Below are 23342 nucleotides of genomic sequence, written 5' to 3'. Positions count from 1 at the left end.
GCGGGCCGGCGTCTCAACAGGTGATCGATTGGCTCAGCGCCACCCAGCTTGGCGGCGGCGGCCAGTCGGGTGGCTGGTGGCCGGCCACCGTGCGTTGCAGATCGTGACGGTCGAGTTGAGGCGCCAGCGCCAGCAGCAGCGCGGTGGTGTAATCGCGCATCACCCGTTCACGCGGCAACACGGCCCAGGCGATGTTGGCCGGGATTTCCGTCGGCGCTTCGCGCACCGCCAGATCGGCTTCCTGCGCACCGACTGCCATCTCCGCCAACAGCCCGATGCCCAGGCCGGTACGGACATAGGTCTTGATGAGATCCGCATCGGCGGCGGTCATGGCGATGTTCGCCACCACGCCGGCTCTGGCGAACGCGCGCTGAAGCGAAGACGCCGCCCGCAGCGAGGATTCGTAGCTGACCAGCGGTGCACGGGCCAGGTCCACCATGGTCAGCTCAGGTTTTGTCGCCAGCGGATGCGTCTTCGGCATCAGTAGTTTGCGGCGCCAGCGATACAACGGGATGGCGATACCCGCATCCGGCGCGCGCCCGGAAGTGCTGATGAGCGCCAGATCGGCTTCGCCTTCGGCCAGCAGGCCGAGAATCTCGGCATCGCCGGCCGGCTGTAGATGAACGCTGACTCGCGGCCAGCGCTGCTTGACCATCGAGATGGCCGGCGGCAGCACGAAACGTGCCTGGGTGTGGGTGGTAACGAGTGTGAGCCTGCCCTCGCCTTCGCCGCGCTGGTTGGCGGCCAACTGGCGGATGTTGTCGGCCTCGCGCAGCAACCGACGGGCATGTTGCACCACTTCGCCGCCAGCCGGGGTGATCGCCTGCAAGCTGCGCCCTTTTCGCGAGAACAGTTGCAGGCCGAGTTCGTCCTCCAGCTGCTTGAGCTGGCGCGAGAGTACCGGTTGGGTCGCATGCACCCGCAACGCGGCTTGGCTTATGTTGAGTCCGGCATCGACGATGGCGACCAGATAACGCAATTGGGTGAGGGTCATGCCGAAATGTTATGCCGATTCAGCATAAGCCAGCCACCCTTGTGCATTGGGTCGTCGACGGCATGCGCGCTAGGCTGGATACCCCCCATCCGGTTTCCTTGTCATGGCCCGTCACGACAGCATCCTCGACACCATCGGCGGCACGCCCGTCGTTCGTTTGAACCGCATCGCCCCGGCGCATGTACGCCTGTACGCTAAGATCGAAGCCTTCAATCCCGGCGGTTCGGTCAAAGATCGGCTGGCGCTCGCCATCGTGCTGGATGCCGAGCGCCAGGGCCTCATCAAGCCCGGCGACACCATCGTCGAAGCCACTTCCGGCAATACCGGCGTGGCGCTGGCGATGGTCGCGGCGGCGCGGGGTTACAAGTTCGTGGCGGTGATGACCGAAACGTTCTCGATCGAGCGCCGCAAGCTCATGCGGGCTTATGGCGCCCGGGTCATCCTGACCCCGGCCGCCGAGCGCGGCACCGGCATGGTGAGGAGGGCCGAGGAGCTGGCGGAGAAACACGGTTGGTTCCTCGCCCGCCAGTTCGCCAACCCGGCCAATCCGGCCTATCACCGCAGCAGCACGGCGGCCGAAATCCTGCGCGATTTCGCCAATGATCGGCTGGATTATTTCGTCAGCGGCTGGGGCACCGGGGGCACGATCTCCGGCGTCGGCGAGATGCTGAAGCTGGCAAGGCCCGGTATCCAAGTCATCGCCAGCGAGCCCGCCGGGGCCGCGCTCCTTTCCGGCAAGGACTGGCAGCCGCACAAGATCCAGGGCTGGACGCCGGATTTCCTACCGGACAACCTGAGCCGCGACATCGCCGAGCGGATACTGCCGATCGAGGACGAACTCGCACGCGACACCGCGCTTAAGCTGGCGCGGGAAGAAGGCATCTTCGCCGGCATATCGGCGGGCGCCACCGTCGCCGCCGCGCTGCAAGCGGCGAAAGACGCGGAGGAAGGCGCCGTGCTGCTGGCGATGCTGCCGGATACCGGCGAGCGGTATCTCTCCACTTTCCTGTTCGAGGGCGTCAGCGAAGGCTCGGACGACGAGTGGCTGGCTTCGCTGGACTGAATCGACCCCTCACCTCACCCGGCGGCATTGGCCAGCAGGATTCCGCTGTCGGTCAGCGTGTATCGACTGAACGGCGGACGGCTCTCGACGACCAGTCGATCGACGAGCGCATTGGCTTCAAGCGACCGGAGCCCTTGCGAGAGCGAGCGGGAGGTTGCCGGCCGCAGCCTATGGGATATTTGCCCGAAGCGTTCTTCGCCGGCCCGCAACACCTGGATGATCGGCATTCCCCATCGGGTCAAGCTCGCGGGCGTCAGGCCGAGATGCGCCTGGGCCTTGGATATGGCAACGGCACGCTCGGCGATGCGCCGGCCTTCGTCAGTGACGATGTATTCCGGGCGCAATGGATGACCATATCCCGCGTTGCGCGCGATCCAGCCATGGGCGAGCGCGGCTTCCAGGGTGCGGCCCAGGCTATCGCGCGATATGCCGAGCCGGTTGAGCAATTCCACGTATCTGGCGCCCTGGCGATGATTGAAGTCGGCAATGAGCATGGTCAGCCAGCGGTTCTGGCTAAGCGCTATGTGATCGGCGATGGAAAGCGTTGATTTCATTTTTTATGGATAGTATAAATTCCAGACCAAATATTCCCGATGGAGATGACATGGGCCTCGACTACACCCCAGAAGTCACCGCTTCGATGAGCGTGAAACACCTGGATGAATCGATCGAATGGTACGAAAAAGTGCTGGGTTTCAAGCTGCTGTACCGGGTAGATGACATCGGCTGGTGCGAGCTGTCAACGAGCGTGCCCGGGGTGAGCGTCGGGCTTTCCGAAAACGAGCACGTCGCCCGCGGCGGGAACGCCACGAACGTCTGGGGGGTTTCCGACATACGGGAGGCCAAGGCCCATCTGGACAGTCATGATGTCCGTCAGGACAACGGCATCCAGGAAATTCCCGGGATGGTCAAGCTGTTGACCTTCTACGACCCCGATGGAAACTGCATGATGCTCGCCCAATCACTGGCAAATCAGGGCTGAGCATCCCGCCGCCGGCACGACGATGCTTCGAAGCCGATGCGGCTTCGTGCCGTTTGGGTTCGATTGGCAAGACAGGCGCTGCGATCCGTGGCTAACCGGCTGCCTTGCCGCGCGCCGCCTCCCGCACGGCACGCAGGGCGTCGAGCTTCTCCTTCAGCTTGATTTCCATCCCGCGCGCCACCGGGCGGTAGTAAACGCGTTCCCCCATCGCATCCGGGAAGCCGGTCTGGTCGAGGGCGATGCCGCCCTCGGCGTCGTGATCGTATTGATAGCCCTGGCCGTAGCCGAGTTCTTTCATCAGCTTGGTCGGGGCGTTGCGGATGTGCATCGGGACTTCTTGCGTGCCGTACTCGCGCACCTCGCGGCGTGCGGCTTTCCAGGCCGCGTAGGCGGCGTTGGATTTGGCGGTGCTGGCGAGATAGATCACCACCTGCGCCAGCGCCAGTTCGCCCTCGGGTGAGCCGAGGCGGTCGTAGGCGTCCCAGGCTTCGGTCGCCATCGCCAGCGCGCGCGGGTCGGCCAGGCCGATGTCCTCGACCGCCATCCGGGTCAGGCGCCGGGCCAGGTAGATCGGGTCGCAACCGCCGTCGATCATCCGTGCGAACCAGTACAGCGCGGCATCGGGATTGGAACTGCGCACCGATTTGTGCAGCGCGCTGATCTGGTCGTAGAACTGTTCGCCGCCCTTGTCGAAGCGGCGCGTGCGGTCGGCCAGCACCTGTTCGACGAGTTCCCGCCCGACCCGCCCTTCCGCGCCCAGTTCGGCGGCGATTTCCAGCAAAGTCAGGGCGCGACGCACGTCGCCATCGGCGGCGATGGCGATCGCTCGCAGATCCTCCTCGGCGATGTCGATCTCCTGCCCCGCCAGCCCGCGCTCGGCATCGGCCAGGGCGCGATGCAGCGCCGCGGCGATGTCGTCGGCCGATACCGCTTCCAGCACATGTACGCGGCAGCGCGAGAGCAGCGCGGAATTCAGCTCGAACGATGGGTTCTCGGTGGTCGCGCCGACGAACAGGATGGTGCCGCGCTCGATGTGCGGCAGGAAGGCATCCTGCTGCACCTTGTTGAAGCGATGCACCTCGTCCACGAACAGCACGGTGCGGATGCCGGCGTGGAAGCGCTGCTCGGCTTCGCCCAGCACCTTGCGCACTTCCGGCAGGCCGCTCATCACCGCCGAGATGGCGACGAACTCGGCATCGGCGTATTGCGCCAGCAGCAGCGCCAGGGTGGTCTTACCGCAACCCGGCGGCCCCCACAGGATCATCGAGTGGACGCGCCCCCCCTCGATCGCCCGACGCAATGCGCTGCCTTCGTCCAGGAGGCGCTTCTGCCCAACCATCTCGTCGAGCGAGCGCGGGCGCATGCGCTCGGCCAACGGGCGCATTTCGTGGCCGCCGGCAAGCAGATCGGGCGTGGTGGTCGGAGAGGAGCGTCGCTTCACGGGTGCAGTATCGACGATGACGGCGGCGAAAACGATCGGGCCCGCGCATGGCGGGCCTGTGCATCGGCGGGGATTCGCCCGCCTTCACGCGTACTTATTGGCCGATCACGTCCACGCCCTGCGGTGGCGTGAAGCGGAAGGTCGAGGCCGGCAGGCGGCCGTTGCGATTCCAGGTGCCGAAATTCATCTCGGTACGCTGGCCGAGGGCGTCGTGGATGACGATCTTCGCCAACCCGCGCTGGCCGAAGCCGAGCGAAGCCTTCTCGAAACTGGCGCCGGCCTTGTTCTTCGGGGTCAGCTCCAGCCATTGCAAACCTTCCTTGCCGCCGGCCTCGGCCACCTCGAACTCGCGCGTCAACCGGCCGCGATCGACCAGCGCGGCCAGCGGGCTGGACTGTTCCTCGGCCCCTTGCGGCCGTTTGCTGACCTGCTGCAAGTCGGGTTCGTAGATCCATACCGTCGTGCCATCGGCCACGATCAGTTGCTGGTAGGGCTTCACGTATTGCCAACGGAACAGGTTGGGGGCCGCCATCGAAACCTTGCCGGAAGACGATTCCTTCAGCCGCCCCTTCTGGTCGTAGACCTGTTGGGTGAAGCCGCCATCGAGCGTCCGAAGGTCATTGCTGAAAGTCTCTAGTTCGGCACGGGCCTGCTGGGCGAGGGCGCCGCCGCTGGCGAGAAGCAGGCCAAAGGCGAGAACGGTCGGGCGGGTGGTCATCGGTGCTGCTCCGCTGGAAATGTCGGTGCCGGCAGTCTGCCCCGGCAAAAATGAATGGGGGTGTGAAATCGCCCCACCCGCCCCGTGTCATTCAGTTCGGGGGCAATCGTCAATCCCGTGGCGGCGGCGGGGCCAGCACGCTGCGGTCGCCGTTGTGCTCGGGCGGCGAAACGACACCGGCGGCTTCCATCGCCTCCACCAGCCGGGCCGCGCGGTTGTAGCCGATCTTCAGCCGCCGCTGCACGCCGGAGATCGAGGCGCGGCGGGTTTCGGTGACGACCTTCACCGCCTCGTCGTAGAGCGGGTCGGATTCGTCGCCGGCCGCCTGCGGCGCTTCCGGCAGGCCGGTGGCGCCGATGGTGCTGCCGTCGTGCATCGTCTGCACTTCCTCCAGCACGCCATTGATGTAATCCGGCTCACCCGCGCCGGCTTTGAGATGCTCGACCACCCGATGCACTTCGTCGTCGGACACGAACGCGCCATGCACGCGTTCCGGCATCGAGGTGCCGGGCGGCATGTAGAGCATGTCGCCGTGGCCGAGGAGCGTCTCCGCGCCGGACTGGTCGAGGATGGTACGGCTATCGATCTTCGAGCTGACCTGAAAGGCGATGCGGGTCGGGATGTTGGCCTTGATGAGGCCGGTGATGACATCCACCGAGGGCCGCTGGGTGGCCAGGATCAGATGGATGCCGGCGGCACGCGCCTTCTGCGCCAGCCGGGCGATGAGTTCTTCCACCTTCTTGCCGACGATCATCATCATGTCGGCGAATTCGTCAATGAAAACGACGATGTAAGGCAGCGGCTCCAACGGCAGCGGCGCCTCGTCGGGCATGCCGCTCGGGCGGAACAGCGGGTCGAGGATCGGCTGGCCGGAATCCGCCGCGTCCTTCACTTTCTTGTTGAAGCCAGCCAGATTGCGCACGCCGACCGCGCTCATCAGCTTGTAGCGGCGCTCCATCTCGGCCACGCACCAACGCAGCCCGTTGGCGGCCTCCTTCATGTCGGTGACGACCGGCGCGAGCAGGTGCGGAATGCCCTGATAGACGCTGAGCTCCAGCATCTTCGGGTCGATCATCAGCATCCGCACGTCCTTGGGCGACGCCTTGAACAGCAGCGACAGCACCATCGCGTTGACCGCTACCGACTTGCCCGAGCCGGTGGTGCCGGCCACCAGCAGGTGCGGCATGCGCGCGAGATCGGCCACGGTCGGGCGGCCGGCGATGTCCTTGCCAAGGGCCAGGGTCAAGGCGCTGGCCGACTTGTCGTACTCGCGCGAGCGCAGCAGGTCCGAGAGATAGATCATCTCCCGGCCGGCATTGGGAATTTCCAGGCCGATCACCGACTTGCCGGGGATCACATCGACCACGCGCACCGATTTCACGCTGAGGCCGCGGGCGATGTCCTTGTCCAGCGAGCTGATCTGGCTGACCTTGATGCCGGGCGCCGGCTCGATCTCGAAACGGGTGATGACCGGGCCGGGATAGGCCCCGACCACCTGCGCCTCGATGCGGAAATCCTTGAGCTTGTATTCGATCTGGCGGCTCAGCGCCTCCAGTGTCTTCTCGTCGTAGCCCTTGGGCTGCGGCTTGGGGTCGTCGAGCAAGGCCAGCGGCGGCAATGCGCCGGGGTCGCCGCCCATGAACAGTGGAATCTGCTGGTCACGCTTGGCGCGCTCGCTCTTCTCCACCACCGGCGTGGCCGGCGGCTCGATCCTGACCGGCTCGCGCTTGGCGCGCAATTCAGTCTCGACCTTGCGCGCTTCGGTACGCTCCTCGCGCAGATGACGGCTTTCCTTCCACTCGCTGGCCTGCTTCTGGCCACGGCGGAACAGCTCGGGCAGCCGCATCACCCAGGCGCCGAGCCAATCCATCACCGCGAACCAGGACAGGCCCGTCGCAAGCGTTACCGCGACCATCAGCAAGGTGATGAGGAACAGGTTGCTGCCCAGCGGGCCGAACAGGCTGTAAAGCGATTTGCCCACCAGTCCGCCCAGCACCCCGCCGGCCCCGTTGGTGAAGTTGGGCGCGTGCGGGATACGCAAATGCAGCAGCCCCACGCAGGCGATCAGGAAGGCGAACAGGCCGATCAGGCGCAGCGCCGGGCCAAGGTCGGCTTCGCCGTCGCCATCGCTGTCCATGCGGAACAGCGCGATCCACGCCACCACGCCGAGCAGCACCGGCAACAGGAAGGCGGCATAACCACAGAGGCTGATCAGGGCATCGGCCAGCCAGGCACCCGCCTCCCCGCCCACGTTGTGCAGAGTGCCGGTCACGTTGCCGGACCGCGAAAAGCCCGGGTCTTCCGGCGAGTAAGTCAGCAGCGTCGCCACCAGGTACAGCAATGCCGGCGCGATCGCGATCATCAAGAGATCGCGCACCAGCTTCTGCCGACGCGGGTTGGGCGCGGTGGCGGGCTTGGCCCTCTCGGGCTTCTTGGCCTTGCGGGCACGGGATTCCGGGTTCGGGGTTGCCACCGTCTGGTTTTACCTTAGATATGCTTCGTAATCGCCTGATTGTAAATGACTCGATGAACGATGCTCACCACGCCGGACAGGACGCGCAGCGGCACCGCGCGGCATCGCTCAGCGCGTCATGTCCAACAATGCCGGGTGCACCAACCGGCCAGCCTCGACATTGATGCCGTTCACCAGTGCGGGGTTTTCGCGCCACTGCGGGCCGCTGGCCAGCCGGTTCACCCACGGCAGGATGGCCGCGCAGATCGCCTGCGAACTGGTTTGCGGCACCGCGCCCGGCATGTTGGTGACGCAGAAGTGGGTCACACCCTCCTCCACGTAGGTCGGCGCCTTCCAGGTGGTGGGGCGCGAAGTCTCGAAACAGCCGCCCTGGTCGATGGCGATGTCCACCAGCACCGAACCGGCCTCCATGCCTTTCAGCATTTCCCGGCTCATCACCTTGGGCGCCGTCGCCCCCGTGACCAGCACCGCGCCGACGACCAAATCGGCCGAGGCCACTTCCTCCGCCACCAGGTCGGCATAGGGATAGAGCGCGGTGACGTTGTGGCCCAGCCGCATCATCTCCTCCATGCGGTCGGTGCGCATCTCGAACACGGTGACGTTGGCCCCGCCGGCGGCGGCCAGCGCCGCCGAGGCCCCACCGGCCTTGCCGGCGCCGAACACCACCACCTTGCCGCGCTCGGTCGAGGCCAGCCCGCCGAGCAGCTTGCCCTTGCCACCCATCGGCTGGTGCAGCAAATGCGTGCCGATCTGCACGCCGATCTTGCCGGCGATCACCGACATCGGCGCCAGGAGCGGCAGGTCGCCGTTCGCCAGTTCCACCGTCTCGAAGGCGACGCCGGTCAGGCCGATGTCGAGCAGTTGGCGGGTCAGCGCCGGTTCGGCGGCCAGGTGGAGATAGCAGAACAGCAGGTGGTCCTTGCGCAGGTGCATCAGGTCACCGGCGATCGGCTCCTTCACCTTGACGATCATTTCGCCTTTTTCGTACAGCGCGGCCGCATCCGGGGCGATCTTCACGCCGAGCGCGGTGTATTGCGCGTCCCCGAAGCCCGACTTCACCCCCGCATCCTTCTCCAGCCATACCTCGTGGCCGCGCTTGACAAGATCGCCGGCGGCGGCGGGAACGAGCGCGACACGCCCCTCCAGGGTCTTGGTTTCCTTGGGTACACCGATGCGCATGGGGCCTCTCTACGGGTTGGATTTGCAAACGGCGGCCGCCGCCCGCATGTGGAAAGGCGGGCGGCTTACACTAGCGGCCCCGCATCCCTCTCCATACGGTCGAAAGTATAGCCATCATGTCCAGCGTTCCCGCCAAGCACTGCCATTTGCTCATCCTCGGTTCCGGCCCCGCCGGCTGGACCGCCGCCGTCTACGCCGCCCGCGCCAACCTGAAGCCCGTGGTGGTGACCGGCATGGCGGTCGGCGGTCAGCTGATGACCACCACCGAAGTCGACAACTGGCCGGGCGACGCCCACGGCCTGATGGGCCCGGCGCTCATGGAACGCATGCAGGCGCACGCCGAGCGCTTCGATACCGAGATCGTCATCGATCAGATTCATACCGCCGACCTCGACCAGCGTCCGTTCCGCCTGAAGGGCGATGCCGGCGAATACACCGCCGATGCGCTCATCATCGCCACCGGCGCCACCGCCAAATACCTCGGCCTGCCCTCCGAGGACGCCTTCAAGGGCCGCGGCGTCTCCGCCTGCGCCACCTGCGACGGCTTCTTCTACAAGGACAAGGAGGTAGCGGTGATCGGCGGCGGCAATACCGCCGTGGAGGAAGCGCTGTACCTCTCCAACCTGGCCAGCAAGGTCTACCTGGTACACCGCCGCGACACCCTGCGCGCCGAGAAGATCATGCAGGACAAGCTCTTCGCCAAGGTGGAAGCCGGCAAGATCGTGCCGGTCTGGCATCACACCGTGGACGAAGTGCTGGGCGACGAGGCCGGCGTGACCGGCCTGCGTTTGAAATCGATGCAGGATGGCGCGACACGGGAAATCGCCGTGCACGGCATGTTCGTCGCCATCGGTCATCATCCCAACACGCAGATCTTCGATGGACAGTTGGCGATGTCCAACGGCTATCTCGCCATCCGTTCCGGGTTGGAGGGCGGCGCGACGATGACCTCGATACCCGGCGTGTTCGCCGCCGGCGACGTGGCCGACCAGCACTACCGCCAGGCCATCACCAGCGCCGGTTTCGGCTGCATGGCGGCGCTCGATGCCGAACGTTGGCTGGAATCGCAGAGCTGAGGCGATGACGCGGGCCGAACCCGCCCACCCGCAACCTGTGCGGCGATGACCCATCCCGACCGCGCCCGCCGTCTCGCCCGCATGAAAGCCATCGCGCTGGGTTGCCTGCTCGGCGCGGTGGCCTTGCTGGCGCTGGCGCACCTCAACGGCCGCGAAGGCGTGTGGGCCTGGGTGGGCGCGTTCGCCGAGGCCGCCACCGTCGGCGCGCTGGCCGACTGGTTCGCGGTGGTGGCGCTGTTCCGCCACCCGCTGGGCCTGCCGATCCCGCATACCGCGATCATCCCGCACAACAAGCAGCGCATCGCCGAGGCGCTGGCCGATTTCCTGGTCAACAACTTCCTCTCCCACGAGCAACTGCTGAAGCGGCTGGATGCCTGGAATCCGGCGCGCCAACTCGGCCTGCTTCTGGGCGACGAAACCCGGCTGGACGCCCTGGCCCAGCAGTTGCGCGAATGGGCCGCGCATGCGCTGACCGCGCTGGATACGCCGACCTTCGAGCGCGAGGTGCTGGGCCTGATGCATCGCCAGCTATCGAGTTGGGACGCGGCCGCCACCGCCGCCCGCCTGACCCGCGCGCTGACCGCCGGCCAGCATCACCAGAGGGTACTGAACGCCGGGCTGGAACAGGTCGCCGACTGGCTGGACAAACCCGAGGTACGTCTCTTCATCACCGAAAAACTGGTGACGATGGCGCGCCGCGAATTCCCCAAATTCACCTGGCTGACCGACAAGTTCGACTATACCGACGCGCTCGGCGTCGCACTCTCCGAAAAGCTCGCCAATGCACTGTTGGACGAAGTACGGGCCGTGTTGAACGAGCCCGGGCACCCCCTGCGCCAGCGTTATGCCGCCGAGGCGATGCGCCTGCTGGAGCGCCTGGAGGAAGACCCCGACTTCCGCGCCCGCGTGGACGAATGGAAGCGCCGCTTCGTCGAGAGCCAGCCAGTGCGCGACTACGCCCGCGACCTGTGGGCACGCCTGCGCGGCTGGCTGCATGAAGACCTCGCCCGCGAGGATTCCGCGAGCTTCGCCCAGCTCCGCGCCTGGGCCGGCCGCCTCGGCGCGCGCCTGCGCGACGACCCGCTATGGCAGACCACCGCCAACGCCCAGCTGCGCATCGCCGCCGAGCATCTGGCCGACCAGCTACGCAAGCTGGCCCCTGGCTACATCCGCCAGACCGTCGATGCCTGGGACACCCGCCAGATGGTGCGCGAGATCGAAATCTCGGTCGGCCGCGACCTGCAATTCATCCGTTTGAACGGCACGCTGATCGGCGGCCTCGCCGGCCTCACCCTGCATGCCCTGTTCCGCCTGCCGATCTTCCACTGAAGTGGCTCCCACCATGCTCATCCTGCACATCGCCAACAAGAACTACTCGTCGTGGTCGCTGCGACCGTGGCTGTTGATGACCGAACTCGGCATCCCATTCCAGGAGCGGCTGCACAGATTCGGCACGGATTTCGGCTTTTCGCCCACCCGCCGGGTGCCCGTGCTGGAAGCGGGAGACATCGCCGTCTGGGACTCGCTCGCAATCGCTGAATACCTGGCCGAGTCGTATCCCGGGGTCTGGCCGCCGAATCGCGCGGCACGGGCCTGGGCGCGCTCGGCCGCGGCGGAAATGCATTCGGGCTTCGATGCACTGCGCGAAACCTGCTCGATGAGCTGCGGCCAGCGCGTGGCCCTGGGCGATATCCCACCGGCGCTGGCCAAGGACCTGGCCCGGCTGGACACGCTCTGGAACGACGGCCTGTCGCACTTTGGCGGCCCGTGGCTGGGCGGCAAGCACTTCAGCGCCGTCGATGCCTTCCACGCGCCGATCGCCTTCCGCCTCCAGACCTACTCATTGACGCTGGGCGAAACAGCAACCGCGTATGCCCGCCGCCTGCTCGACCTGCCAGGCATGCGGCGCTGGTACGCCGATGCGCTGGCCGAGGACTTCCGCGAGGACGCCCACGAAACCTGGGTGGCCAGCGCGGGCGAAATCCTCGCCGACCACCGCGCACCCGCCACCTGATGCATACCGCGAAAGCTCGGCTGCACCCACGCATCGCCGACATCCCCGCCGCCGAGTGGGACCGCCTGCACACGGGGGAAAACCCTTTCATCGCCCACGCCTTCCTGCACGCGCTGGAAGCCAGCGGCAGCCTGCGCGCCGACTGGGGCTGGCAGCCGCACCACCTGACACTGCATGCGGGCGATGCGCTGGTCGCCGCCGCGCCGATGTACCTCAAGCGGAATTCGCACGGCGAGTTCGTGTTCGACCATGCCTGGGCACGGGCCTATGCCGAACAGGGCCTCGACTACTACCCGAAATGGCTCGCGGCCGTCCCCTATTCGCCCGTCGGCGGGCCACGCCTCCTGGCGCGCAGCACCGAATATCGACAGTTGCTCGCCCAGGCCATCGCCGAGCTGGCGGCACGGCAGGGGCTGCCCTCGGCCCACGTCAACTTCCACGCCGAACGCGACGATACCGCCTTCGGCCCCGAGTGGCTGCCACGCGAGGACGTGCAATACCACTGGCGGAACGAATCCGGCTGGCGCGATTTCGACGACTTCCTCGCCGCGATGGATCACAAGCACCGCAAGAACATCCGCCAGGAGCGACGCAAGGTGCGCGATGCCGGCCTCGTTTTCCGCCACCTGCACGGCGACGAGGCCAGTGCCGACGAACTCGCCGCCATGCATCGCTTCTACGTGCGCACGTTCGCCGATTACGGCAACTCGCCGGCGCTGACGCTGGACTTCCTGCAACGCCTCGCCGCCACGATGCCGGGACAACTGCTGCTGATCCTGGCCGAACTGGACGGCCGGCCGGTCGCCGGCGCGCTCTGCCTGCGCGGCGGCGACACCCTGTACGGCCGCTACTGGGGCAGCGATCTGAACCTGCCCGGCCTGCATTTCGAAACCTGCTACTACCAGGGCATCGACTATTGCCTGCGCGAAGGGCTGACCCGGTTCGAGCCGGGCGCGCAAGGTGAGCACAAGATCGCCCGCGGATTTCTGCCCGCCATCGTGTGCAGCCGCCATTGGATCGCCGAATCGCGCTTCCGCCATGCCTTGGCCGGTTGGTGCGCGGAAGAACGGGAATCGGTACGCCGCCATACCGGCGCATTGACGGCACGCTCGCCGTTCCGGTAACGGCCCGCCAAGGGACATTCCGTGGCACATTGCCGCCATGCCGTTCCCGATCCCCTGGTTGCCCGACGACCCCGACGCCCCCTTCCCGCCCCTGGCCGCGGCACTCGACGAACCGGATGGCCTGATCGCCGCCGGCGGGGATCTGTCGGTGCCACGGCTTCTCAACGCCTATCGCCATGGCGTCTTCCCGTGGTTTTCCGAAGGCCAGCCCATCCTCTGGTGGTCGCCCGACCCGCGCATGGTCTTCGCCAGCAACGGCATCCGGCTGCCATCGAAATTCCGCCGGCAACTGCGCCGCAGTCCATGGACGCTGCGTGCCGACACCGCCTTCGCCCAGGTCATCGCCGCGTGCGCCGGCATCCCGCGCCTCGGCCAGCACGGCACCTGGATCACCGATGCCATGCAAGCGGCCTACCTCGAACTGCACGCCCGGGGCCATGCGCATTCAATCGAAGTATTCGATGGCGAGGAACTGGTCGGCGGCCTCTACGGCGTGGCGGTTGGCCGGATGTTCTTCGGCGAATCGATGTTTTCCGCCCGCTCCGGCGGCTCGAAGCTCGCCCTGGCCGGACTGGCCCGCTTTCTGCGCGCACAGGGCTGGCCGCTGATCGATGCCCAGGTGGAAAATCCGCACCTCGTCAGCCTCGGCGCGGTTTCGATGCCCCGGGCCCAGTTCGCCGCCGTCGTCGAGCGGCAGGCCATGCTGCCAGAGCCGCCCGGCTCCTGGCGGGCACGCTTTGGCGAAATGGCCGCCAGCACGCTCGCCCTCCCGGACCCGGCGCGCGCAGGCTTTGCTTGAGCGGGGCCGTCCGTGGCATAATGACGCGTTTTCCCGCGCCCATCGGCGCCCACAAGAGTGTTTATGGCCAAAGACGATGTCATCGAGTTCGAAGGGACCATCAGTGAAACCCTTCCCAACACCATGTTCCGGGTGAAGCTCGAGAACGGCCACGAGATCATCGCCCACATCTCCGGGCGCATGCGCAAGAACTACATCCGCATCCTGACCGGCGACCGGGTCAAGGTGGAGATGACGCCCTACGACCTGACCAAGGGCCGCATCACCTACCGCCACCGCTGAGGGCGGCGAATCACGAATACGAAAAGGCGGCTTGATGCCGCCTTTTCGTTTGCCGCGATGGCCACGGCGTCCCACCGGTGCGCGGCCTTCGATCAGGCCAATGCCGGCGTTGCTTCCGGCTCGGCCGACGCCTGCACGTCAATACACAGCTCATCCTCCGCCACGCCGATCTCGACATGGCCGCCATCGGCCAGCTTGCCGAACAAAAGCTCGTCGGCCAGCGGGCGCTTGACCTTGTCCTGGATCACCCGGGCCATCGGCCGCGCGCCCATCTGCGGGTCGAAGCCGTACTTCGCCAGCCATTCGCGCGCGGCCGGAGTGACCGAGAAAGTCACCTGTTTCTCGTGCAGCAGGCTTTCCAATTCGATCAGGAACTTGTCCACCACCCGCAGGACGTGCTCGAAACCGAGCGCCTGGAACTGCACCACCGCATCCAGGCGGTTGCGGAATTCCGGCGTGAACGACTTGCGGATCACTTCCATCGCATCGCTCGAATGGTCCTGCCGGGTGAAGCCGATGCCGCGACGCGCGGCCAAGGTGGCGCCGGCATTGGTGGTCATCACCAAGATCACGTTGCGGAAGTTGGCCTCGCGGCCATTGGTGTCGGTCAGCACCCCACGATCCATCACCTGCAACAGGATGTTGAAGATGTCCGGGTGCGCCTTCTCCACCTCGTCCAACAACAGCAAGCAATGCGGGGTCTTGGTGATCTTCTCGGTCAGCAGCCCGCCCTGGTCGAAGCCGACATAGCCCGGCGGCGCACCGATCAGGCGGCTGATCGAATGCGGCTCCATGTATTCGCTCATGTCGAAACGCACGAACTCGATGCCGAGCTGCATGGCCAGTTGCCGGGTGACTTCGGTCTTGCCCACGCCGGTCGGACCGGCGAAGAGGAAGCTGCCGATCGGCTTGTCGGGATTGCCAAGCCCCGAGCGCGCGAGCTTGATCGCCGAGGCCAGGGATTCGATCGCCGCGTCCTGGCCGAAGATCAGCATCTTGAGATTGCGTTCGAGCTGCTGGAGCACGTCCTTGTCGCTGGCGCTGACCTGCTTGGCCGGGATGCGCGCCATCTTCGCCACGATGGTCTCGATCTCCTCGACATCGATGGTCTCCTTGCGCTCGCCCTCGTCCAACAGGCGCTGACGCGCGCCGGCCTCGTCGATCACGTCGATGGCCTTGTCCGGCAGCAGACGGTCATGAATGTGCTTGACCGACAGATCGACCGCCGCCTGGATCGCCTCGTCGGCATAGCGCACGGCGTGGTGCTCCTCGTACTTGGGCCTGAGGCCGCGCAGTATCTCCACCGCTTCGCCGACGGTCGGCTCCACCACGTCGACCTTCTGGAAACGGCGCGCCAGGGCGCGATCCTTCTCGAAGATGCCGCGATACTCCTGGAACGTGGTCGAGCCGATGCAGCGCAATTCGCCGGAGGCCAGCATCGGCTTGATCAGGTTGCTGGCATCCATCGCCCCGCCCGAAGCCGAACCCGCGCCGATGATGGTGTGGATCTCGTCGATGAACAGGATGGAGCGCGGCACGTCCTTCAGCGCCTTCAGTACCGCCTTCAGCCGTTTCTCGAAATCGCCGCGGTACTTGGTGCCGGCCACCAGCGCGCCGAGATCGAGCGAATAGATCGTCGCCTCCTTCAATACCTCGGGCACACTGCCCTCGACGATCCGCCTGGCCAGACCCTCGGCCAGGGCCGTCTTGCCGACCCCGGCCTCGCCGACGTAGAGCGGGTTGTTCTTGCGGCGGCGGCACAGCACCTGGATGGTGCGCTCGATTTCCTCGCCACGCCCGACCAGCGGGTCGATCCGGCCCTCGCGGGCGGCGGCGTTGAGATCGCTGGCGTACTCGACCAGGGGGTCGGATTTCTCGCCCGCGGCATTGCCATCGCCCGCGGCGGCCACGTCCTGCCCGTGCGCCGGAGCCACGTCATCGCCCAGCTTGGAAACGCCATGCGAGAGGTAGTTGACGACATCCAGCCGGGTCACATCCTGCCGGTTGAGGAAGTACGCCGCCAGCGATTCCTTCTCGCCAAAGATCGATACCAGCACGTTGGCGCCGGTGACTTCGTTCTTGCCCGAAGCTTGGACGTTGTAGACCGCCCGCTGCAACACGCGCTGGAAGCCCAGCGTGGGCTGAGTGTCGCGGGCATCGTCGTCGGTCAGCACGGCCACCGATTCCTCGATGGCCTCGCGCAGTTCCCGGCGCAGACGCTCGCCATCGGCGCGGCAGGCGTGCAATACCTCCCACGTCTCAGGGTTGTCCAGCAGGGCGAGCAACAGATGCTCGACGGTCATGTACTCGTGACGCGCCTCCCGGGCGAGCTGGTACGAGCGATGGATACTGTGTTCGAGTTCCTTGGAAAACATGGGGCAACCCCTTGAAATCGCTGCTGTGGGGCGATATGGGGTCGAGCCTAGGCCTTTTCCATCGTGCAGAGAAGCGGGTGCTGGTTGAGGCGGGCGAAATCGTTCACCTGCGCCATCTTGGATTCGGCCACTTCACGGGTATACACACCGCAGACGCCACGGCCGCGCGTATGGACGTGGAGCATGACCTGGGTGGCCTTCTCCTCGCCCATGGCGAAAAAGCGCACCAGCACTTCCACCACGAAATCCATCGGCGTGTAGTCGTCGTTGAGCAGCAGCACGGTGTACATCGGCGGCCGCGCCAGCTCGGGACGCACGGCCTCGGCCACCGTGGCGTGGCGGTGCTCTCGTTCGGGATCGTTCGGGCCTGACGTGGCCTGGGGGCGCGACAGCATCATGGGCGCGGATTATACCGGCGCATCGGTGGACGCCCGCCCGCGCCGCTCGCGATAATGACCGCCCCACCCCAAGGCCGGAATCATGCCGCGTTCCCTGCTTTTCGCCACCCTGCTGGCATTCTCCATCCCCACCGGGGAGGCCCTCGCGCGGAAGCACGAGCCCGCCGCCAAACCCGCCCCGGATGCCCACGTGGCCGCCCAGCTCAAGGCGCTCGATTACAAATACGAAGTGGACGAGGATGGCGACTTCAGGCTGGTTTTCGATGTCGATTCGGAAAGCAAGCGCAACCAGTTGGTCTTCATCCGCTCGGCGGTCGAGACCTATGGCGAGCTCAAGATCCGCGAAATCTGGTCGCCCGGTTATGCCGGCAGCGGCGAGCAGTTGCCCCAGGCGGTCGCCAACCGGCTGCTGGAAGCCAGCATGGCCAACAAGCTGGGCGGCTGGGGCAAGCAGGGCAACAATGCCGTCTTCATCATCCGCCTACCCGCCGATGCCGACCAAGAAGCGCTGGACACCGCGCTGACCGCGGCGATCCACTCGGCCGACGAGATGGAAGCCGAGCTTACCCCTGGCAAGGACGAGCTCTGAAGTGACGTACCGCGAAGGCCGCTTCTGGCAACCGGACGTCACCGTCGCCACCGTGGTGGCGAAGGATGGCCGCCTGCTCTGTGTCGAGGAAAGGGCGAACGGCCGCGATCTGGTCATCAACCAGCCCGCCGGCCACCTGGAGCCGGACGAAAGCTTGCAGGAAGCGGCGATCCGCGAGGCGCGCGAGGAGACTGGCTGGGACATCCGCCTGACCGGCTTCGTCGGCGCCTACCAGTGGAAAGCCCCCGAAACCGGCCGCCACTACCTGCGCTTCGCCTTCTGCGGCGAACCCGAACGTTTCGACGAAACCCGCCCGCTGGACGAAGGCATCGTCCGCGCCGTGTGGTGGACGCCGGCCGAATTGCGGGCCGAGGCCAGCCGCCATCGCAGCCCGCTGGTCTGGCGGGCGGTCGAAGACTGGCTGGCGGGCCGCCGGCATCCGCTGGAACTGGCCCGACAAATCGGATGAGCGCGGCGCGCACCATCGTCGGCCTCTCCGGCGGCGTGGATTCCTCGGTCGCCGCCCTGCTGCTGCAACGCACCGGCGAGCCCATCGCCGGGCTGTTCATGCAGAACTGGGCCGATGACGGTTCCGGCGAATGCCGCGCCGAGGACGACCGCCGCGATGCCGTGGCGGTGGCCGGCAAATTGGGCATCCCGATCCACTTCCGCGATTTCTCGCGTGAATACTGGGATGGCGTATTCCGCCACTTCCTCGACGAATACGCGGCCGGGCGCACACCCAACCCCGACGTGCTGTGCAACCGCGAAGTCAAATTCAAGCATTTTCTCGATGCCGCCCACGCTTTGGGCGCCGGGTTCATCGCCACCGGCCACTACGCCCGCACCGACCGCGTGGATGGCCGCCACCGCCTGCTGCGCGGGCGCGATCGCGGCAAAGACCAGAGCTATTTCCTGCACCAACTGGGCCAGACGCAGCTGGCGGCGACCCGCTTCCCCATCGGCGAGCTGCCCAAGGCCGAAGTACGCCGGATCGCCGCCGAAGCCAGCCTCGCCACCGCCGCCAAAAAGGATTCCACCGGCATCTGCTTCATCGGCGAACGCGATTTCCGCCGCTTCCTCGCCCGCTACCTGCCGATGCGACCGGGCGAGATCCGCGACCCCGGCGGCATCCTCCTCGGCCAGCACGAAGGTGTCTTCTTCCACACCCTCGGCCAACGCGGCGGCCTCAACATTGGCGGCGTCCGCGGCCGCCCGGCCGCGCCGTGGTACGTGGTGGGCAAGGACGTGCCGGGCAACATCCTGATCGTCGACCAGGGCGTAGACAGCCCCTATCTGATGTCGAAACGACTGCTCTCCGAACCCGCGCACTGGGTTGCCGGCACGCCGCCAGCCGACCCATTCGAATGCACCGCACAGACCCGCTACCGCCAACCGGACGAAGCCTGCCAGGTGCGTCTGCGCGCGGACGGTGGCGTGCTGGTCGAATTCGCGCAGCCACAACGCGCGGTCACACCCGGTCAATCACTGGTGCTGTACCGTGGCGACGAATGTCTGGGGGGGGCGGTGATCGCCGCCACCGACGCGCCGCTGCAACGCACCCATTTCGACGCTCTGCTCCACCCGACCAAGGAACCGAACCCCGCGCATGAATGACGATGTGATGCCTCCCCGCGTGCTGGCCCTGGCCGGAATGCTGCTCGCCCTGCAAGAAGTCCGCCATCTGGCCGAGAATGGCCGCGTCGATCAGGCCCGGCTGTCCACGGCGATCGGCAGCGTGTTCCGGCTCGACGCCGATTCGGTGAGCGACATCTACGGCGGCGTTGCCCCGGTGGCCGACGGCCTACGCCTGCTGCACAACCATCTCTCCGGCAGCACCGCCGACGCCCAGTTGCCCAAACTGGCGCTGGCCGTGCTGCAACTGGAGCGCAGCTTCGACCGCGCGCCGGAAGCGATCGAATCGGTGCGCCAGGCGGTGGCGCGCCTCTCCGCGCAAGCCCACAACGAAGGCGGCACGCATCCCGATATCCTGCGCGAACTGGGCGCGGTCTATGCGCGCAACCTCAGCCCGCTCAAACCCAAGGTCATGGTGCAAGGCAACCCCCACTATCTCGGCCGGCACGACGTGGTGGCCGAGATTCGCGCCCTGCTGCTGGCCGCGGTGCGCTCCGCGCTGCTGTGGCGGCAAATGGGCGGCAGCCAATGGGATTTCCTGCTCAAGCGCGGGGAAATGAAGCGGGCGGTGAACGGCCTGCTTGCCACGACCTGAGCGGGCGACAAGGCCAATCCCGCCCCGCCCCGCATGCACGCCGAAGCCAAGGATTCCGGCTACCCGACCCCATCCGCGCACGGATTACCGGCAAAGCCCGTCAAACCCTCGCCGATGCCGCCAATAACCGGAACGGCAAACCGGCAGCCCCGGTATCGCCCTCCGCGTGCCACGGGCGGCGCAACCCGATAGCTCCCCATACCGGCCCAGTTGGCCACATGCGCTGAAAGCCAGCGAGCGGGGAGCGATCCCCATCCATCATGCGCTGGCGGCACGGGCCGAATCGCAAGGGACCGCATGGCGCTGATCGATATCCGGGCCGCCTCCAAGGCATTTTCTTCCCGCCTTGCCGCCCGGCAGGCGCACGGCCAGCCCCAAACGAGCTGAATACCTCACACGGCGGGACTTCCCTTCCGGACAAAAAAACGCCGCTCCTTTCGGGAGCGGCGTTCGATCTGCTGAAGTTGGTAGCGGGGGCAGGATTTGAACCTGCGACCTTCGGGTTATGAGCCCGACGAGCTGCCAGACTGCTCCACCCCGCAGCAGAGAAGCGAAATTATGAGGGAAACGGCCTATTCATGCAAGCCCCTTGACTGAAAAATTTCAGGCGGCCAGGAAAACCTGCCGGCACCACTCAAGGATCGGGTTGATCCCCAGCGCCAGCGCCAGCAACAACAACGCGTTGACCGCGAACAACGTGCGCATCGCCCGGTTGTCGCGTGGCGTCATCGGCTCGCCCTCCGAGGTTTCGAAGTACATCACCTTCATCACGCGCAGGTAATAGAAGGCCCCGATCACCGCGAACACGATGCCGACGATCGCAAGCCACAGCATCCCGCCGTTGATCGCCGCCGCGATCACGTCGATCTTGGCGAAGAAACCGATGAAAGGCGGCACGCCGGCCAACGAGGCCATGATGCAGAGGATCAGGAACGCCATCCACGGATCGCGCCGGGCAAGGCCGCGATAATCGGCGATTTCCTCGGCCTCGAAACCCTGCCGCGACATCAGTACGATGGCGCCGAACGCGGCCAGCGTGGTGAAGACATACACCACCGCATAGAACAATGCCGCGCCCTGCCCTTCGGCGCCGCCACCAGCCAGGCCCATCAACAGAAAGCCGATGTGCGAAACGGTGGAATACGCCAGCATGCGCTTGAGGTTGGTCTGCGCCAGCGCCATCAGATTGCCGACGACCAGCGACAGCGCGGCCAGCCCGCCAACCAATACCCGCCAGAAGCCATCCACCGGGCCGAGGCCGGCTTCAAGCAGGCGATAGGCCATCACGAAGGCGGCGAGCTTGGGCGCAGCGCCGATGAACTGGGTGATCGGGGTCGGCGCGCCTTGGTAGACGTCCGGCAGCCACATGTGGAACGGCGCGGCGCCGAGCTTGAAGGCGATACCGGCCACCATGAACGCCATGCCAGCCAGCAGCATCTGGCTGTCCTCGCCACCAGCCGCGGCGGCAGCATGGATAGCCGGCAGATCGAGACTGGCCGTGGCGCCGTACACCAGCGACATACCATAGAGCAGGATGCCCGAGGCCAACGCCCCAAGCACGAAATACTTCATACCGGCCTCGGTGGCCAGCGGGTTGTCACGATCCACCGCCACCAGCGCGTAGGAGCACAGCGCCAGCATCTCCAGCCCGACGTACACCATCACCAGGTTGCCGGCCGAGGACAGCAGCATCATGCCCAGCGTGGCGAACAGCATCAGCACCGGCACTTCGCCCTTGTAGATGCCGCGCTCGCGCAGGTACGGCAAGGCGTAGACGAACACCCCCGCCGAAACGAAGCACATCACGCCCTTGGCCAAATCGGCCAGGCCGTCACGCACGAACATGCCGTTCAGCACCGCGGCGCCATCGGCCGGACGGCCGCCGACGCCGGCGATCGCCAGCCAGCCCACCACCACCAGCACGACCATCGCCAGCCAGTGGGTGATGCCCTTCTGCTTGGGGTCGAAGAACAGATCGAACAGCAACAGGGCGAAGGCGGAAGCCGCCAGTACGAGTTCCGGCAACAGGTGCCAGAGTTCTGCGGAATCGAATACGTGCAACGTGATATCCATCGATTACGGTCCGGTCAGCTTGCTGGTGGCGAGTTGGTTCGCCAGTTGCGCGATGGCGGGTTCCATCAGGTCGGTAAGCAGCTTGGGATACAGCCCGATCACCATCACGCCGATGGCGAAACCGGCCAGCACCAGACCTTCGCGCAGGTTGATGTCCTTCAATTCGGCGACGTACGGGTTGTTCACCTCGCCCCAGATGATCCGCTTGGTCAGCCACAGGCTATAGGCCGCGCCGGTGATGAGCGTGGTCGCGGCGGCGAAGGCCAGCCATGGGCTTTGCTGGAAACTCGCCAGAATCACCATGAATTCGCCAACGAAGCCGCTGGTGGCGGGCAAGCCCGAGTTGGCGAAGGCGAACAACACGAAGAACATCGCGAACCACGGCATGGTGTTGGCGACGCCGCCGTAGTCGCGGATCATGCGCGTGTGCATGCGGTCGTAGAGCACGCCGACGCAGGAGAACATCGCGCCGGAAATGAAGCCGTGCGAGACCATCTGCACCATCGCGCCTTGCAGGCCGAGGCGGGCGGCATCGGCATTGCCGCCATCGCGCATCAGCCCCGTGGCGATGAAGGTGCCCAGGGTGACGAAGCCCATATGCGCGATCGACGAATACGCGATCAGCTTCTTCATATCCTCCTGCACCAGCGCCACCAGGCCGATGTAAACGATGGCGATCACCGACATCGCGATCACCAGCCAGGCGAACTCGTGGCTGGCGTCCGGCACCACGGCCAGGTTGAAGCGCAGGAAGCCGTAGCCGCCGATCTTCAGCATGATCGCCGCCAGCACCACCGAGCCGGCGGTCGGCGCCTCGACGTGCGCGTCCGGCAGCCAGGTGTGCACCGGGAACATCGGCACCTTGACCGCGAAGGCGGCGAGGAAGGCGAAAAACAACCACACCTGCTCGCGCATCGCCAGCGGCAGCGCGGCCATGTCCGCCAGTTGCCAGCTACCGCCCTTCAGGTACAGGTAGACCAGGCCGACCAGCATGAACACCGAGCCGAGGAAGGTGTAGAGGAAGAACTTGATCGAGGCATACACGCGGCGCGGACCGCCCCAGACGCCGATGATGATGAACATCGGGATCAACATCGCCTCGAAGAAGACGTAGAACAGGATCGCGTCGGCGGCCGCAAACACGCCGATCATCATGCCTTCGAGAATCAGGAAGGCCGCGTAGTACTGGTTGACGCGATCTTCCACCGAGCCCCACGCGCCCAGCAGCACCAGCACGGTGGTGATGGTGGTCAATACGATCAGCGCGACCGAGATGCCATCCGCACCGAGGTGGTAGAAGATGTCCCAGGCGGCGATCCACGGCCTGTTCTCGACGAACTGCAAACCGGCATTGGCGTAATCGAAGCCGGTCAGCAACGGCACCGAAACCGCCAGCACCACCAGCGAGATGGCGAGCGCCGTCCAGCGCGCGAGGTTGGCGGGCAAACGGCCCATCGCCAGCAGCACCGCGCCACCGAGCAGCGGCAGCCAGATCAGCAGGCTGAGCAAAGGCAACTGGCTCACTTGTTGGC

General features: G+C 66.2%; 22 protein-coding genes and 1 tRNA gene. 12 read left to right on the top strand and 11 right to left on the bottom strand.

Annotated features, from left to right (window positions below; translation table 11 throughout):
• Positions 1 to 13: 13 nt before the first annotated feature.
• Positions 14 to 994, bottom strand: coding sequence for a LysR substrate-binding domain-containing protein (locus EBB59_RS00525; protein ID WP_122100202.1), 981 nt, complete (start codon positions 992 to 994; stop codon positions 14 to 16).
• Positions 995 to 1097: 103 nt separating this feature from the next.
• Between EBB59_RS00525 and cysK the strand changes: the two genes are divergently transcribed.
• Positions 1098 to 2057, top strand: coding sequence for a cysteine synthase A (cysK, locus tag EBB59_RS00520; RefSeq protein ID WP_122100201.1), 960 nt, complete (start codon positions 1098 to 1100; stop codon positions 2055 to 2057).
• A gap of 14 nt (positions 2058 to 2071) precedes the next feature.
• Here cysK and EBB59_RS00515 read toward each other — a convergent pair whose 3' ends face one another.
• Positions 2072 to 2611 (bottom strand): winged helix-turn-helix transcriptional regulator, encoded by a 540-nt coding sequence (locus tag EBB59_RS00515; protein WP_122100200.1) that lies wholly within the window; start codon positions 2609 to 2611, stop codon positions 2072 to 2074.
• 50 nt (positions 2612 to 2661) lie between these two features.
• On the opposite strand from EBB59_RS00515, the gene EBB59_RS00510 reads away from it, so the two are divergent.
• Positions 2662 to 3039 (top strand): VOC family protein, encoded by a 378-nt coding sequence (locus EBB59_RS00510; RefSeq protein ID WP_158601672.1) that lies wholly within the window; start codon positions 2662 to 2664, stop codon positions 3037 to 3039.
• Positions 3040 to 3130: 91 nt separating this feature from the next.
• Here EBB59_RS00510 and EBB59_RS00505 read toward each other — a convergent pair whose 3' ends face one another.
• The 4 genes from EBB59_RS00505 to EBB59_RS00490 form a co-directional block, all read right to left on the bottom strand.
• Positions 3131 to 4423 carry a replication-associated recombination protein A gene (locus tag EBB59_RS00505; protein ID WP_122100370.1) on the bottom strand — a complete coding sequence of 431 codons (1293 nt, stop codon included), beginning with the start codon at positions 4421 to 4423 and terminating at the stop codon, positions 3131 to 3133.
• 151 nt (positions 4424 to 4574) lie between these two features.
• Positions 4575 to 5198, bottom strand: coding sequence for an outer membrane lipoprotein periplasmic chaperone LolA (gene lolA / locus EBB59_RS00500; protein WP_122100198.1), 624 nt, complete (start codon positions 5196 to 5198; stop codon positions 4575 to 4577).
• Positions 5199 to 5307: 109 nt separating this feature from the next.
• On the bottom strand, positions 5308 to 7671 hold the full coding sequence (locus tag EBB59_RS00495; protein ID WP_122100197.1) for a DNA translocase FtsK: 2364 nt from the start codon (positions 7669 to 7671) through the stop codon (positions 5308 to 5310).
• A gap of 108 nt (positions 7672 to 7779) precedes the next feature.
• The gene (locus EBB59_RS00490) at positions 7780 to 8850 is read right to left on the bottom strand and encodes an alanine dehydrogenase (protein ID WP_122100196.1); all 1071 of its coding nucleotides are present in this window, start codon (positions 8848 to 8850) and stop codon (positions 7780 to 7782) included.
• Between the two features lie 116 nt (positions 8851 to 8966).
• On the opposite strand from EBB59_RS00490, the gene trxB reads away from it, so the two are divergent.
• The 6 genes from trxB (at position 8967) to infA (ending at position 14145) form a co-directional block, all read left to right on the top strand.
• A complete protein-coding gene (gene trxB / locus EBB59_RS00485) occupies positions 8967 to 9926 on the top strand; it encodes a thioredoxin-disulfide reductase (RefSeq protein WP_170156544.1) in 960 nt (319 codons plus the stop codon).
• A gap of 45 nt (positions 9927 to 9971) precedes the next feature.
• Positions 9972 to 11255, top strand: coding sequence for a DUF445 domain-containing protein (locus tag EBB59_RS00480; RefSeq protein WP_122100194.1), 1284 nt, complete (start codon positions 9972 to 9974; stop codon positions 11253 to 11255).
• Between the two features lie 13 nt (positions 11256 to 11268).
• Complete coding sequence (locus EBB59_RS00475; protein ID WP_122100193.1) at positions 11269 to 11940, top strand: glutathione S-transferase family protein; 672 nt, start codon at positions 11269 to 11271, stop codon at positions 11938 to 11940.
• On the top strand, positions 11940 to 13064 hold the full coding sequence (locus EBB59_RS00470) for a GNAT family N-acetyltransferase (protein ID WP_122100192.1): 1125 nt from the start codon (positions 11940 to 11942) through the stop codon (positions 13062 to 13064). Before EBB59_RS00475 ends, EBB59_RS00470 begins: the two co-directional genes overlap by 1 nt.
• A gap of 37 nt (positions 13065 to 13101) precedes the next feature.
• Positions 13102 to 13863, top strand: coding sequence for a leucyl/phenylalanyl-tRNA--protein transferase (aat, locus tag EBB59_RS00465; RefSeq protein ID WP_122100191.1), 762 nt, complete (start codon positions 13102 to 13104; stop codon positions 13861 to 13863).
• Between the two features lie 63 nt (positions 13864 to 13926).
• Positions 13927 to 14145 (top strand): translation initiation factor IF-1, encoded by a 219-nt coding sequence (infA, locus tag EBB59_RS00460; RefSeq protein ID WP_028839405.1) that lies wholly within the window; start codon positions 13927 to 13929, stop codon positions 14143 to 14145.
• A gap of 92 nt (positions 14146 to 14237) precedes the next feature.
• On the opposite strand, the gene clpA is transcribed toward infA, so the two are convergent.
• Together clpA and clpS are read right to left on the bottom strand one after the other, a co-directional pair.
• On the bottom strand, positions 14238 to 16520 hold the full coding sequence (clpA, locus tag EBB59_RS00455) for an ATP-dependent Clp protease ATP-binding subunit ClpA (RefSeq protein ID WP_122100190.1): 2283 nt from the start codon (positions 16518 to 16520) through the stop codon (positions 14238 to 14240).
• 47 nt (positions 16521 to 16567) lie between these two features.
• Complete coding sequence (clpS, locus tag EBB59_RS00450) at positions 16568 to 16918, bottom strand: ATP-dependent Clp protease adapter ClpS (protein ID WP_425451775.1); 351 nt, start codon at positions 16916 to 16918, stop codon at positions 16568 to 16570.
• A gap of 82 nt (positions 16919 to 17000) precedes the next feature.
• Here clpS and EBB59_RS00445 point away from each other — a divergent pair, with 82 nt between their 5' ends.
• Genes EBB59_RS00445 through EBB59_RS00430 form a run of 4 tightly spaced genes read left to right on the top strand, consistent with a single transcriptional unit; the run spans position 17001 to position 19737 of the window.
• Positions 17001 to 17507, top strand: coding sequence for a hypothetical protein (locus tag EBB59_RS00445; RefSeq protein WP_122100189.1), 507 nt, complete (start codon positions 17001 to 17003; stop codon positions 17505 to 17507).
• Positions 17488 to 17976: an NUDIX hydrolase gene (locus tag EBB59_RS00440; RefSeq protein ID WP_425451778.1), complete on the top strand. Its 489-nt coding sequence runs from the start codon at positions 17488 to 17490 to the stop codon at positions 17974 to 17976. The genes EBB59_RS00445 and EBB59_RS00440 overlap by 20 nt, the downstream gene beginning before the upstream one ends.
• On the top strand, positions 17973 to 19124 hold the full coding sequence (mnmA, locus tag EBB59_RS00435) for a tRNA 2-thiouridine(34) synthase MnmA (RefSeq protein WP_122100187.1): 1152 nt from the start codon (positions 17973 to 17975) through the stop codon (positions 19122 to 19124). Before EBB59_RS00440 ends, mnmA begins: the two co-directional genes overlap by 4 nt.
• A 7-nt stretch (positions 19125 to 19131) precedes the next feature.
• The gene (locus tag EBB59_RS00430) at positions 19132 to 19737 is read left to right on the top strand and encodes a lysogenization protein HflD (RefSeq protein WP_122100186.1); all 606 of its coding nucleotides are present in this window, start codon (positions 19132 to 19134) and stop codon (positions 19735 to 19737) included.
• A gap of 465 nt (positions 19738 to 20202) precedes the next feature.
• Here EBB59_RS00430 and EBB59_RS00425 read toward each other — a convergent pair.
• The 3 genes from EBB59_RS00425 to EBB59_RS00415 form a co-directional block, all read right to left on the bottom strand.
• Positions 20203 to 20279: transfer RNA gene (locus EBB59_RS00425), tRNA-Met, on the bottom strand.
• A 61-nt stretch (positions 20280 to 20340) separates the two neighbouring features.
• Positions 20341 to 21810 carry an NADH-quinone oxidoreductase subunit NuoN gene (gene nuoN / locus EBB59_RS00420; RefSeq protein WP_122100185.1) on the bottom strand — a complete coding sequence of 490 codons (1470 nt, stop codon included), beginning with the start codon at positions 21808 to 21810 and terminating at the stop codon, positions 20341 to 20343.
• A gap of 3 nt (positions 21811 to 21813) precedes the next feature.
• Positions 21814 to 23334 carry an NADH-quinone oxidoreductase subunit M gene (locus EBB59_RS00415; protein WP_122100184.1) on the bottom strand — a complete coding sequence of 507 codons (1521 nt, stop codon included), beginning with the start codon at positions 23332 to 23334 and terminating at the stop codon, positions 21814 to 21816.
• Positions 23335 to 23342 lie beyond the last annotated feature (8 nt).

The sequence above is a fragment of the Solilutibacter pythonis genome (assembly GCF_003697345.1).
In the GTDB taxonomy this organism is placed as follows: Bacteria; Pseudomonadota; Gammaproteobacteria; order Xanthomonadales; family Xanthomonadaceae; genus Solilutibacter; species Solilutibacter pythonis.
Note: the sequence above shows the minus strand (reverse complement) of the source record. Positions and strands in the feature narration are given on the sequence as shown.

What these genes read in the sequence shown, in the direction of transcription:
- EBB59_RS00445 (WP_122100189.1), top strand. Translation starts at nt 17,001, where the DNA reads ATGCCGCGTTCCCTGCTTTTCGCCACCCTGCTGGCATTCTCCATCCCC.
- cysK (WP_122100201.1), top strand. Translation starts at nt 1,098, where the DNA reads ATGGCCCGTCACGACAGCATCCTCGACACCATCGGCGGCACGCCCGTC.
- EBB59_RS00490 (WP_122100196.1), bottom strand. Translation starts at nt 8,850, where the DNA reads ATGCGCATCGGTGTACCCAAGGAAACCAAGACCCTGGAGGGGCGTGTC.
- mnmA (WP_122100187.1), top strand. Translation starts at nt 17,973, where the DNA reads ATGAGCGCGGCGCGCACCATCGTCGGCCTCTCCGGCGGCGTGGATTCC.
- EBB59_RS00505 (WP_122100370.1), bottom strand. Translation starts at nt 4,423, where the DNA reads ATGCGCCCGTTGGCCGAGCGCATGCGCCCGCGCTCGCTCGACGAGATG.
- EBB59_RS00510 (WP_158601672.1), top strand. Translation starts at nt 2,662, where the DNA reads ATGGGCCTCGACTACACCCCAGAAGTCACCGCTTCGATGAGCGTGAAA.
- aat (WP_122100191.1), top strand. Translation starts at nt 13,102, where the DNA reads ATGCCGTTCCCGATCCCCTGGTTGCCCGACGACCCCGACGCCCCCTTC.
- EBB59_RS00480 (WP_122100194.1), top strand. Translation starts at nt 9,972, where the DNA reads ATGACCCATCCCGACCGCGCCCGCCGTCTCGCCCGCATGAAAGCCATC.
- infA (WP_028839405.1), top strand. Translation starts at nt 13,927, where the DNA reads ATGGCCAAAGACGATGTCATCGAGTTCGAAGGGACCATCAGTGAAACC.
- nuoN (WP_122100185.1), bottom strand. Translation starts at nt 21,810, where the DNA reads ATGGATATCACGTTGCACGTATTCGATTCCGCAGAACTCTGGCACCTG.
- EBB59_RS00475 (WP_122100193.1), top strand. Translation starts at nt 11,269, where the DNA reads ATGCTCATCCTGCACATCGCCAACAAGAACTACTCGTCGTGGTCGCTG.
- clpA (WP_122100190.1), bottom strand. Translation starts at nt 16,520, where the DNA reads ATGTTTTCCAAGGAACTCGAACACAGTATCCATCGCTCGTACCAGCTC.
- trxB (WP_170156544.1), top strand. Translation starts at nt 8,967, where the DNA reads ATGTCCAGCGTTCCCGCCAAGCACTGCCATTTGCTCATCCTCGGTTCC.
- EBB59_RS00515 (WP_122100200.1), bottom strand. Translation starts at nt 2,611, where the DNA reads ATGAAATCAACGCTTTCCATCGCCGATCACATAGCGCTTAGCCAGAAC.
- EBB59_RS00525 (WP_122100202.1), bottom strand. Translation starts at nt 994, where the DNA reads ATGACCCTCACCCAATTGCGTTATCTGGTCGCCATCGTCGATGCCGGA.
- EBB59_RS00470 (WP_122100192.1), top strand. Translation starts at nt 11,940, where the DNA reads ATGCATACCGCGAAAGCTCGGCTGCACCCACGCATCGCCGACATCCCC.
- clpS (WP_425451775.1), bottom strand. Translation starts at nt 16,918, where the DNA reads ATGATGCTGTCGCGCCCCCAGGCCACGTCAGGCCCGAACGATCCCGAA.
- EBB59_RS00430 (WP_122100186.1), top strand. Translation starts at nt 19,132, where the DNA reads ATGCCTCCCCGCGTGCTGGCCCTGGCCGGAATGCTGCTCGCCCTGCAA.
- lolA (WP_122100198.1), bottom strand. Translation starts at nt 5,198, where the DNA reads ATGACCACCCGCCCGACCGTTCTCGCCTTTGGCCTGCTTCTCGCCAGC.